Here is a 15,511-nt window from a genome sequence, read left to right as displayed (position 1 = left end):
AATACGAGCGTCGGTTTGACACTGCTTGTCGAGATCAGAGATCAAGTGAAGATAGATAGGCTCAAGCTGGAGCAAATCTCTGGCCTGAGCCTTTATTGCCTCTTGACAATGTTCTACTCATATTAACGAAAAGAGAGGCATCCGCCTCAGTTGTCACGCTGTGGGAAATGTACGCCAAATACCCAAACGGCAGATGCCCCTCTGCTCGGTATTTGGCGTAGGTATTCGATTAGCGTGACCCGTCCATTATAAGCATCATCTGCCGCATCGGCGGGAATGCACGCTTTCACCAGACGCGGGGGCGACGGGGGCGGGATTGCGGCCTTCCGTCCGCCCCTCGCCTCCCGGCAATCCTCACATGAAACGGAACACGGCTCGGAAGAGCCATTTGGCGAATCTCCAGACCGCTTTCATGCCGGCATCCTCCTTCCGTAGGGGTTCGGCCCTTCTCCAACGATGCTCTTGCGAGCGCCTTCGCAAGCGACGTCAGGGCTTCGGAGCAACCCGTAGACCTCCAAGTAGCGGCCGTGCCGCTCCTCGCAGGCGGCGAGGTAGCGTCTGTAATGCTCGTCCTCCTCGCACGTTTTCGCAACCGCGGCTTCGGAAACCGCACCGCCGTCCGAGTAGAGCTGGGAGCGGATGACGCTGCGCCTCGTCTCCACCCGCCTCCAGAGCCTCGCGAACTCGGGATCCGCCTGCGCGAGGCCAACCATGTCGAGCGGCCCGCCGTCGGCGTCGAGCAAGTCCGGAGGCACGGGCTCGTCGGAGTAGGCGCAAAGCCCTCCCTCGCCCTCGATCCAGCGGGCGAGGTTCTTCGCGAGGGTCGCGTCGTCGCCGTTGCGCAGCCAGTAGCTCTTGGCGTAGGCCGCATAGGCATCGACGATCTGCTCCGGCGCGAACCCCTGCGAGACCCTGCGCTCCCAAGCGGCGAGGCAGTCCCGCTTGAACCGCAGCGACCTCACCGGCTTGATGGACATGGCGCACAGCCGCTCGAAGGCCTCGGGGAACTCGCCCTTCCTGTACGCCACGAATCCATCGACCCGCCTCTTCTCTTCGGCTTCCTCCCGGCCGGGGGGACAAGAGGGGGGTCGTTTATCGGAATCGACCCCTTTATCCGATGAGTACTTTATTGGGGCCGGTTTCCCAGATGTGGCTTCCCCAGATACGGGTTTTCCCGTTCTGGCGACGTCCGTGCCCCCATCGGGGCTTTCGCCCTCGTGCGCGCTAGGCTCGGCGCCGGGTTCGCACTCCACGTTGGCGGGAGGCTCGCGCGAGAACTCGGAGAGCACCGCGAAGCCGTCCGCCTTCAGCTCGGCCGAGACCTCGGCGTGCATCGCCGGGTCGTCGAGCGTGATCCATGTGGCCTCCTCGGCCTTGAGGAACCGCCCGTTCTCGCTGCGCTTGCGGGCGCGGATGATGTAGCCCGCCGCCTCGAGCTCCTTGATGCCGGCGGTCACCGCGTCCACGCCGTCCCGCACGAGCGTGGAGAACCCGCGGATGGTGAAGACCCATTCGGAGTTGTTCTCCAGCGAGCGTATCTGGCAGTAGATTCCCTTCGCCTTGAGGCTCAGGGAGTGGTCGAAGAACACCGTGTTCTCGACGTGTGTGAACGAGCCCTTGCCACGGTGCATCACGTTTCCCACGGCGTACCTCCTTCGCATTGGGGGAGCAAGAGAGGGGACGGCCCTTCGGGCAGCGGGGCCCGAAGGGCCCGAACGGAGACGGTCTTCATGAGGCACCGCCGCCGTCCAGCCCGTCGCGGCGCCGCTCGGCCCGTTCGAGCAGCTCGAGCGCGCGGACGATGCGCCCCTCGATCTCGTCCTTGGTGGCGGAGGGGCTGAAGAACCTCGCGATGCGCGCCTTCGGCATCTTGAACTGCTCGACCTGGTTGGGCTTCTCCTCCTCCATGATGGAGAGGACGACCGCCGCCGAAAGCCTCCCTTCCTCCGAGAAACGGCGCATCTTGATGGCCTGGGCGTGCGAGGGGGTGCAGGCTTGGACTCCTATGGCCTCGGCGACCCACCTTTGCTGATCGCCGGCGAGGTAGCTCAGCTCGACTGCGGGGCGCAGCTTTATGGCCCCTTCGTCGACGAGGGACAGCAGGTCGGGGATGAGGAAGGTCAAGCGTATGTACCGCCTGATCTGCTCCTTGCTCTGCCCCAGCTCTTCGGCGAGAATGTCGCGAGACCTCCTGCCGACTAACTTGTGCTCCGGTGGGGCACAAGTCAGGTCGGTGCGCTGGCCCTGGCGCTTCATCGCCTCGAGCCGCATCGAATAAGCGAACGCCCGCTCGCTCGGCAGGATGGCCTCTCTCTGCAGGTTCGAGTCCACCATGGCTATGACGGCCTCGTCGTCGCCCATGTCCCGCACCACGCACGGCGCCTCGGCAAGTCCGGCCAGCTCCGCCGCCCGCTTGCGCCTGTGCCCGCTCACGAGGCCGTACCTGTTCGCGCCGAGGGGCCTCACCGTCAAGGGAACGAGGATGCCGCAGGCCGCCACGCTGTCCGCGAGCTGTTCCATCTCTTCGTCGTCGACAACGCGGAAGGGGTGCCCGGGGAAGGGCTCGATCGCGTCCAAGGGTATGTTCGCGACGCGCTCGGCCCGGGAGGCTTCGCGCTCCTCCTGCGACGAGAAGAGGCTGTCCACCGAAGGGAGCTCGATTGCCGCCATCTTCTTCCTAGCCATGGCGCAGCACCTCCTCGGCGAGGCGCGAGAAGGCGACCGCCACCTTGCCGTCCCCGTCGTAGGCGAAGATGCTCGTTCCCGAGGCGGGCGACTCCGCAGCCGAGACGGCCCTGGGGATGACCGCGTCGAACACGCGGTACGCTCCCCCGAACTGCTCGCGGATGGTGCGCTCCACCTCTTTCGCGAGGTTGTTGCGGGCGTCGTAGAGCGTGACGAGGATCCCCTCAACCTCGAGCGAAGGGTTGATCTGGCGCTTGACCCGCCCGACCGTCTTCAAAAGGCCGGTCATGCCGGAGGCGGGAAGGTACTCGGCCGAGACCGGCACGAGCACGCCGTCGGCGGCGGCGAAGGCGTTGACGGGGATTATCCCGAGCGTGGGCGCGCAGTCGAAGATGATGAAGTCGTAGCGCTCTTTCAGGGGCGCCGCCCAGGCGTCGATCAGCCGCTCCCGCGAAACGGCCATGAATATGCCCATCTCCAACCCGGCGAGGTCGATGTTCGCAGGCATGAGGTCGACGCCTTCGCCGTGGCGCAGCATCCCCTCGTCGGGTTCGGGATCCTCCCCGTCGATGACGGCCTGGATGTGGTTGGCGAGCGTGACGTCCAGCGCGTCGGGGTCTGCCCATCCGAGCGACTTGGTGAGGTCGCCCTGCGGGTCGGTGTCCACCAGAAGCACGCGCTTGCCGCGTCGCGCGAGCGCTGCGCCCAGGCTCAGGGTCGTGGCCGTCTTGCCCGTGCCGCCCTTCTGGTTCGCCACCGCGATCGTCCTGCATGGCATGTCCTTCCTCCGTTCTGCGGGAAACCCGCATCGGGAGGCCAGACGAGCCTGCGCGCGTGTCGCGCCCAGGCCGCACGTTTCCTGAAAGTACTGGAAAGGTACTGGAAAAATCGGGGTTTCACGGAGGGCCAAGAAGAGAGGAGAGTTTCGCGGAGCTCGGAAAACACCATTCTGAACTGGGGATTTCTCGACCGCGCGTTTCGCGAGTTTCGCGGGGCTTCACCAAGTCTACGGCTTGGGAAGCTTGGGCCTTACCACTTGGCGACACCCGCACCTTACGCTGCCGGAGCGACCCCGGCGCATCGAGCGCTCCTAGTATAACCCAGGGCTTGCGAGCTTGCCTCCAAATTCGTAAAAATCACGTCAGGGGCAAGCGCTGGAAAGCTGCCGCCCGAGCACGCGCCACCCGCTCGGCGCAGGCGAAGCCGTTTGCTTCCGCGCCGTTTTCCGTCTTCAGCGCAAGCGACCCCGGGTCGATGACCCGGGGTCGCGATGCTCTCGTCTGCGTTTGGAGGCGCCGAGGCTACTTCTTGGCGGCGCCGATGCGGCAGATGGTGGTGCCGCAGTCGGGGCACTTGCCCTTCGTGATGGGCTTGCCGTTCTTCGTCGTGCTCTCGACGGGGTCCTGCATAATCTTCTTGGCCTTGCACTTGACGCAATACGCTTCGATAGCCATGGCTTCCAAACACCTTTCTTTCTTAGTTGAAACGGGCGACGAGCCCGCATTAGATCACGCGAGATTCTCGGGGAATCTTACGAGAAACATACGGCCGACATTATACGGCACCGCACAAGGCGCGCGCCGGGGATGCCGGCGCACCGTTAGATATTCTTTAACAACTCCATAACGAATTCCGCGTTGTTATTCAAAATTTCTTCATCTATGTTCTCGAGCACGTCGTCGCCCTGGGCGAAAAACGCCGGCTTCGCGCCGTCCATGCCGGCTAGGTGCATAGCCTGGAACCCCTGTTTGATGGCCACCGAAGCCGCGCTGTCCTCCCACAGGATCGAGGCGGTGTCGATGGGCAGTCCGGTGGCCTGGGACGCCTTCTTCGTGTAGCGCTTCATGCGCGAAGACGCCTTCGACTTGCGGTACATGCCCTCGCGGTCTATCATGCTGAGCTCGCCGGCACCGAGCGCGTCGATGTCGATGATGATGGAACCGCGCAGGTCCTGATTGTGCTCGGCGAGGAAAGCGCGCATGCCGCCGTGCTGGGCGAGCTCGGAGCCGAGCGCGACGAACCAAACCTCTGTGTTGATGTCGGGGTTGCGGAACTGGTAGATGTCCTTGAGCTCGGGCGGCGGTGTGACGTCGTCGGGGCGGATCGGCGGCGCATCGTCCTCGACCGGAAGGTCTTCGGGAGTCATGTCGTTGGCGCGCCCCATGCGCACGCGCGAAAAGCCTCCGCCGTTCCAACGGCGCCCGCCATCTGAGCGGAACGCGTCGTCCTCGTATTCGTCCACGTCGTCGAGAGAGAAGTCGTCCTCGGCGAAGTCGGAAGCGGGGGCGCTGGAAGCTACGCCGGCGAACGTGTCCTCAGGGCTCGCACCGGCAAGCGGAGCCAAATACCCGTCGTTCTCCTCTTCGACGACAAGGGCGTCGTCGACGATTTCCTCCTCGTAATAGCCCTCTTGGTCGCCTTGGTCCTCGCGGAAGCTCTCCCAACCGCCGCGCGCCGCGCCGGCGGAACGGGCGTCGAAGGACTCGTCAACCTCGAGCCACTCCTGAGGCGTGGGCTCGTCCTCCTCCTTGCGCTTGCGGAAACGCAGCTTGTCGAAGAAGCGGTGCGCGCGCGATTTGGGCATGTCCACGTAGCCGGAACCGGCGAAGGCTCCGGTCTCGGTGTATTCGCCCTCGTAGGCGGAGTCGTCGGCGTCGTCGACGTAGATGTCGTCGGGATCGACGTTCTCGAGCAGCTCGTCGCCCACGGGGGCGAAGGCACCCGTGGCGCCGGCGGGAACGAACGCGCCGGCGGCGCTGACGGCCCCGTCGTCCTGACGAGGGATGGCGCCCGACAGGGAGGGCAGCGCGGCACGCAGGTCGGCGCGCTGCGGAGCGGCGGAGGAAGCGGGAGCGTCTTCCGTCGAGCCGCCCGCGGAGGCAGGCTGCGCGGGATCGATCGACGGCAGCATGGTGAGCAGGCTTTTGGCCGCGCTCTTGCCGGATGTTTCGGCTTCGGCAAGCGGCGCGCGCTGCTTCGGCAACTCGGTTATGGGGGCCAAGTTGGCTGCGGACACGCCGATGTCGGGCAGCACGATGGGCCGGCGATGGGGAGCGGGAGACCCGTCCTCCCCTGACGAGGGCATCTGGCTCGCGTCGGCCTGCGGCTGTCCTTCTTGCGGGGGAAGCTGCTCTATGCGGCCGCTGTCACCGATAACGGCGGCGGTCACGTCGACGCGGTTCGAGGTTCGGTTCACCTCTCCGCGCTCCTCAAGCTTCTCGGCCTGAGCTTTGGCAGGGTCGAGGAACGAGGGCATGGGCACGTCGCCTATCGACGGAACATCGCCGAGGCGCAGCTCGCTCACATCGATCGGAGGCATGGCGCAGGTGGCTCCCGCATCGGAATCAGGCGCGTTTTCGACGGGCGATTCGAAGCGGATTTCGGGCACGGCCGGCGTGGGCGCCGAAGAAGCGGGGTCGGCGTCGAGGGTTTCGGCTGCCGCAGAAGCATCGGCTTGGAAATCGGCTGCAAAGTCGCCGTCGCGCGGGACCTGCGGGGCCTTTACCTCCATGATGCCGTCCCTTACAGACTGCAGGCGAGCCTCCATTTCGGACATAGGCGCGCTCGGCGCCTCCTCCGAGTGGTTCTCGCTTTCGGCGAGGGCGGCATCAAGCGCGTCCGCATAACGAGATCGATGGACTTGCTTGTTGTCGACGGGCTTCTTGGCTTTCTCCTGGGCCTTCTTGAACCAGTCCGGAACCCCGTCGTCGGACGGAGAGGCCGCCGGCACCGGGGCCGCGAAGGACAGGGGGGCGCCCGATGCGGCAGCGTCGGTCCCATCTTCGCATTTGGCAGCGGCTTCGGCGTTTGCGAGCGCGGCCTGAACCGTCTCGGCCGGTATGACGGTGAATGCCTCGCGGGTCTCGCCGCGCTGCGTTTGGTAATCGGCGTCCGTCGGCGCCGCCAGCGGCGGTTCCTTCACTTGAACCAGGTTCTCGGCAAGGTCGGACGGGGAGCGCCCGCTTACCGGCTTTCCGGTGAGCGCCGCCACGGCGGCTTTCGCAGCGGCGAGGCGAGCGGCCTCGCTTTGCGGCGCCGGCTCCGGCGGCTTCACATTGGAGGCGGCGTAGACTATCTCCACGCCTTCGGGAACGAGTCCGGCCGCGCGCGCGACCTGCTCGCCGTGGACGACGGCTTCGCCCTCCCGTTCGGCAAGGGCGGCCTCGCTCATGCGGCCGCGACCCACGCGGCGGGCCACATCGAGCAGAACGGCGATTCCCGACGCATTGCAGTTCGCTCCTTCGTTGTACGCGGCGAGCTTGTGGAAAAGAGCCTCCAAAACCGGAAGCGCCACGAACACCAGGGCGATGACCATGAGCACGTTGAGCACGATCTCGCTTACGCCGGTGGCATGGAGAAACAGCGTGGCGCGCAAGATGAGCAGCACGGGAACGAGAACCATGGCCCCCAGGTTGATCCAACGCAGCACGGGCAACGCGGAAACGAAAGGCGGCTTCAACTCGGCGCGCACCTTGCCGCTGTCGTAGCGGGCCACGAGAACGATCTTGCGACGGCGCGAACCTCCCGCTTCGGCGGTGTAACCGGGCTCGTACTTTGCCACGACGTTCTGGCTGACCCCTCGGGAAAACGTCTTGGAGAGGACGGGCCGATCGAACGCCTCGGCAGCGAGCAGCAGCAAGGCGATCAAGGCTACGATGACGGCCGGGATGACCATGACGGACAGGAACATAGCCAGCACAGCGACGATCAACGTGGCCGCGCAGCAGATAGCGCGAGGGGCGTCGGCGCTTCCAGCGCCGGTGAAGTCTTCGATAACCGCTGACAGGCCGGCTTCTTTCTGCATCTGCTCGGTGATGTAGAGCGCGGCCTGCTGCTCTTCTTCCGTTCCGGCAGGACGCGGGCCGATTTGTTGCGACAAATATGCAACGTGGTCTAGTATTTCCGGCATACCTTTTGCCTTTCGCTCACGATCTTGTGACATCCTACTAGGCATATATTTTGCCAGTATACGCTATTTACTAGTCGTTCCCAAATAATCACGAAGAAACGCATCCGCTGATCCAGCTTGTGAACGAGCCGTTGAATACGTCTCGAAAATTGAGGCGGTAGCCTGGTCGTATGCATCCAAAACCGGTTGTGCGGGGTCGGCGGGAAGCGTGGCGGCGATGGTCGCGGCTTCGGCGTCTGCCCGGTTGTAAGCGTCGTTTTGGGCGACGGCTTCCTCTTTGTTCTTCGAAAGGAACGCGTCGTCGGATGCCAAGGCGCAGCCCATGGCCTCGAGCCGCTTGGCAACGTAATCGAGGAGCGCCGCCAGGTCGGCATCGGGGTTTTCGTAAACCAACTCCTCCAAATCGCCCTGGGCAGCCAAGAACGCCTCGATGGCGGCTCCGGTCTTTTCCTTCGAAGCCGCCACGTTCTCGTCGGTGGTGTCGGCGACGAGGGCCGCCGCATCGCGGGCAAGCCCGTCGGCCTTGATGACACCTTGCCAGGCTTCGCGCACGGAGCGGGCGGCGGCATCGGTTTGCTGCGCCTGCTCGACGATCTGCCGTCCGCTGTCGAGCAGGGCGATACGGGCGGCCACGGCCGCGACCGTTTGGTTCGCTGCTTCCTTTTCCCCTGATTCTCGCAGGTCAACCGACAAGCGCCGGGCGACGGCATCCGCTTCCTCCAGTTGGGAGACAGCGGAGGGCAGCTCGCCGAGGACGCCGTCGGCGGCCGAGATCGAACCGGACTCGAGCGGCTTCGCCACAAGCCCGTCCAACGCCACGACGGTTTCGTCGGCTTCCCTGATAAGGTCGAGCGCCCCGTCGAGCTGGGACACCTGGCTCATATGCTTCTGATGGTCTTGGTACAGGTACCATCCTCCCGCGCCGGCGAGGCCGAGCCCGACGAGCACGGCGAGGGCGGCGGCCAACACGCGATGCCGCCGGCGGCGGGCCTTGCGGCGGGCTATCTCGTCTTCGGAAGAGAGCGCCGGCTTCGGAGAAGACGTGCGGCCAAGGCCCGCTGTCGCCGGCAAAGAAACCGCGCCCGCGCGCGTCGATTGCGTCGAAACCGTCGTCGCGCCCGACTGGGGCGACCCTATATCGACCTTCCCCACCGAGGAAGGCGCAGACGCCCCCTCGGCAGAGGCGAACTCTCCGCTGGAGAGCGGCAGGCCCCGCTCCTTCGTGGGGGTCGCGATGCTCTTCTTCCTGCGCAGCGGCAGCGTGAACAGGGATATGTGGCCGAATCGGGATGGGCGGGCGGCGGTGTCCTTGCCGGCGTCCCCTTCGAGCTCGTTCTTGGCGGCGTCGAGCACGCTGAGCGAAATCTCGTTCGACGTGCCCACCGTATGCCGCTTTATATGAGCGGCTCGTCCCAGTTTGTCGTTTTGCTTACCCATGCATCAGCTCCGAGGAACGGGCCGGTCCTCACGTGCGCTCGTCGCCGTCGGCGGAGGCCGAGGCAGCGAGGTCGGCCGCGATCTCCGCGCACGTGCGAACCTTTATGGTGCGGCTTGGCAGCGAGTTCAGGAACGCCTTGCCGTAACCCTTGGTGACGAGGCGCTTGTCTGCAAGGATGAGCACTCCCCTGTCGTCCGCTTTCCGAATGAGGCGGCCGGCGGCCTGCTTGGTTTCCAGCACCGCCTGCGGCAGCACGTAGCGCCTCCAAGCCTGGTCGTCGCGCGCGGCGCGCTCGCACGAAAGCGGGTCCGTGGGCTTCGCGAACGGAAGCTTCGGAATGACGACGCCTTTGAGCGTGGCTCCCGGCGCGTCGAAGCCTTCCCAGAAGCTCTTCAGGGCGAACAGGGACAGATGCTCGTCGGCGAGGAAATCGTCGCGCAGCCCTTTGACGGACACACCCCATTTCTGGCAAACGAGGCGCAGGTCGTCGGCCTTGATGGCCGGCTGCACCGCGTCGAAGCAGCGCTCCATCTCCCTGCGGTTCGTGAACAGCGTGAGCATCGACCCCTGCTGGGCCCTATGGACGTCAACGAGCAGGTTTTGCAGCCGTTCCAAATACGCCGGGTCGTTCGGCTCGGGCATGTCCGAGGCCACGTACACCGTCATATGGGCGTCGAAATCGTAGCTCGAGTCCAGTTGGCAAGGTCGGCAGCGAGACAGCTCGCCGGCGTTCAGCCCAAGCGCCGATTCGAAGGCGTCGAATTTTCCGTCGACGGCCAAGGTCGCGCTCGCGAACACCACGGAATGGGTGCGCGCGTACAGCGTCTCGTTCATGGCGTCGCCCACGTTGATCAACAAAGCCTCCAGCTTGTCGGTCGCCTTGTCGTTCTTGCGGCAGAGCGTCGCCGCGTAGGCGTAACCGCCGGGTGCTTGATCGAGGATGATTTCCACCGATCTGAGCTGGTCTTTCAATTCCATGGCTATCGAGGCTATCTCGCGCTGCACGTCAGCGGCTCCGTCCACGTCCTCCAGATAACCCACGAGCTCCTGGCAGGTGGTGACCAGCTTCTCCGCGGCGTCGGCCATCACGCGGCCGAGCGAGGCGATGCGCGAGAACGTGTCGCTGCGTCGAATGTCGTCGTTGATCCACAACTCCACGTAGTCGTACTGCTTGCCTCGCTTGTTTCCGTCGAAGAACAGCAGGTCTTTGAGATGAGCGGTGAATTCCCGCGCGGCGTCGGCGTAGGTTTTGCCGGCCGCGCGCGCTTTGCCGGTGAGCGCGTAGAACAAAACGGCTCCCTCGCCCTTCTCCGGCGCGACCACGCGGCGCTCCGCGCGCACGAACACGTTGCGGGACGCTTCGTCGGCCGACACGCGGGACACCAGGCGCAGAATGTCTTCGGCGGAAAGGGACAGCGAGAAAGCGCGGCGCGCTTCCGCTTCGGCTCCGTGGGCCTCGTCGACAACCCAATAGCGAATCGGCGGCAGCAACCCCCCGTCGGCGGCGAGGTCGCAGAACAGAAGGCTGTGGTTCGTCACCACGATATCCGCGGACTCGGCTCGGCGCCGCGCGCCGTGAACGAAGCACGACGGGCCGAAATAGGGGCATTTGCGGCGGAGGCAATCGTGGCTCGTCGTGGTTATGGCGAAGCGCGGCAGCACGCGATAGTCGATCTTGAGGCCGTCGATATCGTCGTACTCGGTCTGCTCGATGTAGGAGAGCAAGGCTGCGAGGGCCGGGGCCTGCGTCTGCTCTTTCCCGCCTACGAGTCGCGTTCCGGCGCCCTCGGTTGCCAGCCGGTCTATTTTGCGCAGGCAGGGGTAGTGGGAGAAACCTTTGAGCGCCGCGTAGGTCAGCCCGCTTTCCCCCTCATCGCCGCCCGAAGATCCGCACTCGAGTGGGAAGGCCTTCTCCAATGCCTGCCCAAGCGCGGGAAGCTCATGGTAAATCAGCTGGTCAAGCAAGGCGTTCGTCTTCGTCGCGATACCTACGGATATGTTGTTCTTACGAGCCGTCAAAGCGGCGGGAACCAGGTACGCCATGGACTTCCCCACACCCGTGCCTGCCTCCACCATAAGATTGTCGGATGCGGCGAACGAAGCCCTCACGGCTTCCGCCATGGCAAGCTGCTCGGCGCGGGGCTCGAAATCATCGTACAAGCCCCCCACCAGCCCGTCCGCGGCGAACGCGGAAGCGATGTCCTCTGGCGAGGGGAACGCCAAGTCGCGCAGAGGATCGGCGGCTATGGCGTCGGCATCGGTTTTCGGCTTGCGATCGAATTTCGAAACGCGCTCCCGGCGCATCGCGCGCAGAGAGAACCGCTCGTTTTCGCGCGCGGCAGACTGATTGGACGCGTGCTGAAGAACCGTCGTCTCGGACGCTTGATCCCGTCCCTCTCGCTCAGGCGCTGCCTCTTCGATGGGTTCTTCCGCGCTTGAATCCTTTTTTTGAGTGGCGAAGTAATCGAACACCACCTGGGTGGGCCATTGCTCGGGTGCGGCCATACGGGCTATCTCGCGGACGAGCGGCGAGGGCATCGACGCGACAGCGGCCAGTAAAATACGGAAGATGGCGCACGTGGCCTCGACGTCGGCATCGGCGCGATGCGTGGAGAGCGGAGCGCCGAAAGCTTTCACCAAATCGAGCAGGCGATGCGATTTGAAGCGCGGCAGCGCGATGCGGGCAAGATCGAGCGAGTCTATCCAGGTGTTCTCCAACAAGGGATAACCACTGGGGTGGCGTGTCGTGAACGACCGGTCGAATTCGGCGTTATGGGCGACCACTTTCGCATCGCCGACGAATTCAACCAGGTCAGCAAGGGCATCGGACGGCGATGGCGCGTCGGCTACGTCTTCGTCGTGAATGTCGGTGAGATGGGCGACCTCTTCGGGAATGGGTTTGCCAGGGTTGACGAACGTGATGAACCATTCGACGATCTTGCCCTGTTCCATTCGCGCGGCGGCGATCTGGGTCAGCTCGTCGTGATTGAACGAGAAACCCGTCGTCTCCGTATCCAATATGACGATGTTGCGGTCAAGATCGCCGTAATCGCTCGAAGCGGCAATTTCCGGAAGTGAGGCGTACCGCCTTTGAACGGCCTCGGGAGTGCCGTCGCTTATGAAACCATGCAGGATTCCGTGCGCCTGCTCGCTGTGCTTTTTCATAACGATCAGCCTACCATCTCTCCACTATTCGCACAAACGAAAACACCCTCACCGCACAAAAGCGCGCCTGGCGCCCGTCGATGTTTCACGTGAAACATCGACGACGAGACAAGCGAGCTCTTGTCTCGTTCCCCCTTTTTCATCTAATTCCACGTAGGTAGCCCTTCAACATCGTCCGTACCCTTTTCGGCGCGGGTTCAAAGGATATAGCCAGTCTTCCATTCGGTTCCGCCGCGCGTTAGCCTTTACTCATCAATTTTCAATATATAGCACATTTGTTCTTGTTTAGTGAGAGCCATGCTGCTTGGTTAAAACGAGATTCACTTACTTGCGTTCGTGGTACACTTCAACTCGCATTTTAGATATTCAAGGGGTGAAAATGGAAACCACTTACACTGGGTTTTACGCACGATTCGACACGGCGTCCAAAAAGGACGCGGCTGTGCTTCTTGGAGCAGACAACCTTGTCGGAGACGTGTTCGACATCGAATTCGTCACGAACGACGCTCAACCTGTTGCATGGATGAAAAACCGCTTCGGAAAACTCGTTGGATTCTTCGACGCAGACACAACCAGACGCCTGCGCGTTTTGCATGCTCGAGATTGGAAACTTAAAGCAATTTTGTCTTTCGTCGCTTACACTGACAGCCCCGAGCCAGGAGAATATTGGGGCGAAGCGGCGCTGTTGTGCTTCGCGCCTGGACATGAGCAGGTTTTCACCACGTTCATCCAAGGTGTGGCTAAACGGATCATGGACGGAGTTCGCCCGGAAGTTGATCTTGGCGAGCAAGGGGCAAAGCAAATACTCGACAGTAACGGAACATGGTCCCCTGTGAAAACCGTGCCGATGCCTTCAAAAAAAGGCGGTACAGTCATCATGAAGAGCCATCGCAAAGCTTCGGAAAAGCTCATCGAGCAAGGGCGCAAAGGAAACAAAGGATGTTACGCCGTTAGCTGGCTATTCTTGCTCGCGCTTGTCGCCCTTTGTATTTTCGGGTTGAAATCCTGCGGCGTATTCTAACTCTCATCACCTGCTGCAAAAAACCTCGTTGCAAAGAAGATTAAGAAGCCTCGATGTTTCACGTGAAACATCGAGGCTTCCGTCGATTCAACCGACTTTTATCTGAAGTGTTTCACGTGAAACACTTCAATCACATGTTCATCGCTTTTCCAGCGCGAAACCTATCAACATGGTGCACAACTCGGCAAAGGATATACCGGCAGCGCGTGCCGCATCCGGAAGCAAAGAGGTTCCCGTCATACCCGGAATGGTGTTCGTTTCCAAAATCCAGCACGCTCCGTCGTTATCCAAAATGAAGTCCGAGCGGGACACTCCCGAGCAATCGAGCGCCAAGTGGGCTTTCACCGCCAGCTCTTGAACGAGCTCTGTCGTTTCGTCAGACAAGCGAGCTGGGCAAATATGCTGGGAAGCTCCTGGCGTGTACTTCGACTCGTAGTCGTAAAACTCGTTGACGGGAACGATCTCGATTATCGGAAGCGCACGTGGATCTTCGTTGCCGATCACTGCAACGGTCAACTCTTTACCATCAATATACCGCTCCACTAGGATTTCATCGTCGAATTCCCATACCTTTTCAATGGCCTTTTGGATCTCATCTTTTCCCTCTACAATGAATACCCCTAATGCGCTTCCTTCTGTAGCAGGTTTGACCACGCAATGCTCTCCAAGATCACCTAAAAGATCATCTATATTAAAAGGGGCGTTTGCATGCAGCGTGATCGAAGGGGGAACTGGAATATCGAACATCTTGTAAAAGACTTTCGATTTTGCCTTGTCTATGGCTAGAGAGCTCGACCACACACCCGAGCCGATATAAGGGAGCCCTATCATTTCAAGCAAGCCCTGTAGGGTGCCGTCTTCTCCGTATTTCCCATGCAGGCAAATGAATGCAACGTCGAAGCTTCCGTCGATAAGAGCCTTCAAATCGTTCTTGACCGCCGGATCGAGCACGGTCACACGAAAACCCGCTTCCTCCAAGGCTTGCCGCGCACCATCGCCAGACGCAAGCGACACTTCCCGTTCTCCGCTGGCACCTCCAACAAGTAAAGCAACATGGCAATGTCGGGGATCAACGCATTCAACCATGAAAACAAACCTTCTTTCATCAACATGAAGCCGATAGCCTTGATGCAGTATAGCAAATACCCTCTTCCACCGTGTTTTCCCTTGCAGCGAAGAACAATGTTTCACGTGAAACACTTCAAACAAAGGCTATAGGATATAATGAGATCATGACAAAACCAATTAAATCATATACGCTTGAAGAGCTTCAGGACCTTCTGAAAGATCTGAAGCAACCCTCCTTCCGCAGCAAGCAACTTATCGAGTGGCTGTATCTCCACCATGCGAAAAGTTACGACGACATGACTAATCTTCCGCATGCTTTGCGCGAACAGTTGTCGGAAGACTATCCTTTGCACGTCCCTGAAGTCATCGACATGCAAACCTCGCATGACGGTACCATGAAATGCGTGCTTTCTTTTTACGATGGTGCATGCGTGGAGATGGTCGCGATTCCCTCCAACGACGGCAGGCTGACTGTTTGTTGTTCCACCCAAGCCGGTTGCGCAATGGGATGCGTGTTCTGCGCGACGGGAAAAGAAGGGTTTACTCGGAACCTCTCTACAGGGGAAATCGTCGATCAAGTATTGATAGCCCAAGAGCATATGGGAAAACGCGTGTCCAATGTTGTGGTAATGGGACAAGGGGAGCCTTTTCTTAATTACGACCACACCATTGCGGCTTTGAAAATACTAAACGACGAAAAGCTTTTAAACATAGGGGCACGTCATATCACCATTTCCACTTGCGGTATTATTCCCGGCATCGATCGGCTCAGCCATGAATCCGAGCAATTTACGCTTGCCGTATCACTTCATGCTGTTTTTCAGCGCACTCGAGATAACATCATGCCGGGGGTTTCCAAATACTCGCTCAAAGATCTTAAAACTACCCTTTTGAAGTATATAGAACGTACTAATCGCCGGGTTACCCTTGAGTACGCGATGATAAGGGACACGAACGATAGCGCAGTCGATTTACAGACATTGACTGATTTCTGCGCTGGACTGCTTTGCCATGTCAACCTGATTCCATTAAATAAGGTCCAGGGATCCAAATATCAACCGAGCTCTTGGCAAACTATGAACCATTGGCACATGGCGTTGAATAAAAACGGAATTGAAGCGACCATACGAAATTCTCGAGGTAGCGATATTGCTGGTGCCTGCGGGCAGCTGAAGAACGAAATAGAAAGGCATATGTAAGAGACCGGCGAGTGTTTCACGTGAAA

At 61.2% G+C, this 15,511-nt stretch carries 10 protein-coding genes; 2 read left to right on the top strand and 8 right to left on the bottom strand.

The genetic code is table 11. The annotated features are described in order from the left end of the window. Positions 1–410 precede the first annotated feature (410 nt). The 7 genes from C1878_RS16105 to C1878_RS16080 all read right to left on the bottom strand — a co-directional run bounded on the left by C1878_RS16105 (position 411) and on the right by C1878_RS16080 (position 12,197). Positions 411–1,643, bottom strand: a complete 1,233-nt coding sequence (locus tag C1878_RS16105) for a helix-turn-helix domain-containing protein (RefSeq protein ID WP_114602580.1) — start codon at positions 1,641–1,643, stop codon at positions 411–413. Positions 1,644–1,728: 85 nt separating this feature from the next. Next, positions 1,729–2,685 carry a ParB/RepB/Spo0J family partition protein gene (locus C1878_RS16100; RefSeq protein WP_114602579.1) on the bottom strand — a complete coding sequence of 319 codons (957 nt, stop codon included), beginning with the start codon at positions 2,683–2,685 and terminating at the stop codon, positions 1,729–1,731. Next, positions 2,678–3,463, bottom strand: a complete 786-nt coding sequence (locus C1878_RS16095) for a ParA family protein (RefSeq protein ID WP_114602578.1) — start codon at positions 3,461–3,463, stop codon at positions 2,678–2,680. The genes C1878_RS16100 and C1878_RS16095 overlap by 8 nt, the downstream gene beginning before the upstream one ends. A 523-nt stretch (positions 3,464–3,986) precedes the next feature. Next, the gene (locus tag C1878_RS16755) at positions 3,987–4,139 is read right to left on the bottom strand and encodes a DUF5679 domain-containing protein (RefSeq protein ID WP_166521699.1); all 153 of its coding nucleotides are present in this window, start codon (positions 4,137–4,139) and stop codon (positions 3,987–3,989) included. Positions 4,140–4,285: 146 nt separating this feature from the next. After that, positions 4,286–7,594: an aminopeptidase gene (locus C1878_RS16090; RefSeq protein WP_241963795.1), complete on the bottom strand. Its 3,309-nt coding sequence runs from the start codon at positions 7,592–7,594 to the stop codon at positions 4,286–4,288. Between the two features lie 63 nt (positions 7,595–7,657). Next, entirely contained in the window at positions 7,658–9,031 is a 1,374-nt protein-coding gene (locus tag C1878_RS16085) for a hypothetical protein (protein WP_114602577.1), read from the bottom strand. A 28-nt stretch (positions 9,032–9,059) separates the two neighbouring features. Next, complete coding sequence (locus C1878_RS16080) at positions 9,060–12,197, bottom strand: helicase C-terminal domain-containing protein (RefSeq protein ID WP_114602576.1); 3,138 nt, start codon at positions 12,195–12,197, stop codon at positions 9,060–9,062. A gap of 379 nt (positions 12,198–12,576) precedes the next feature. On the opposite strand from C1878_RS16080, the gene C1878_RS16075 reads away from it, so the two are divergent. Continuing rightward, a complete protein-coding gene (locus C1878_RS16075; RefSeq protein WP_114602575.1) occupies positions 12,577–13,218 on the top strand; it encodes a hypothetical protein in 642 nt (213 codons plus the stop codon). A gap of 138 nt (positions 13,219–13,356) precedes the next feature. Here the strand turns inward: C1878_RS16075 and C1878_RS16070 are convergent, their stop codons facing one another. Then, a complete protein-coding gene (locus C1878_RS16070) occupies positions 13,357–14,304 on the bottom strand; it encodes a D-alanine--D-alanine ligase (RefSeq protein WP_114602574.1) in 948 nt (315 codons plus the stop codon). A 146-nt stretch (positions 14,305–14,450) separates the two neighbouring features. Here C1878_RS16070 and rlmN point away from each other — a divergent pair, with 146 nt between their 5' ends. Further along, complete coding sequence (rlmN, locus tag C1878_RS16065) at positions 14,451–15,485, top strand: 23S rRNA (adenine(2503)-C(2))-methyltransferase RlmN (RefSeq protein ID WP_114602573.1); 1,035 nt, start codon at positions 14,451–14,453, stop codon at positions 15,483–15,485. Positions 15,486–15,511: the final 26 nt, after the last annotated feature.

The sequence above is a fragment of the Gordonibacter sp. 28C genome, from assembly GCF_003339845.1.
Classification (GTDB): domain Bacteria; phylum Actinomycetota; class Coriobacteriia; order Coriobacteriales; family Eggerthellaceae; genus Gordonibacter.
The sequence above is the reverse complement of the archived record's forward strand: the minus strand, read 5'-3'. Positions and strand labels throughout refer to the sequence as shown.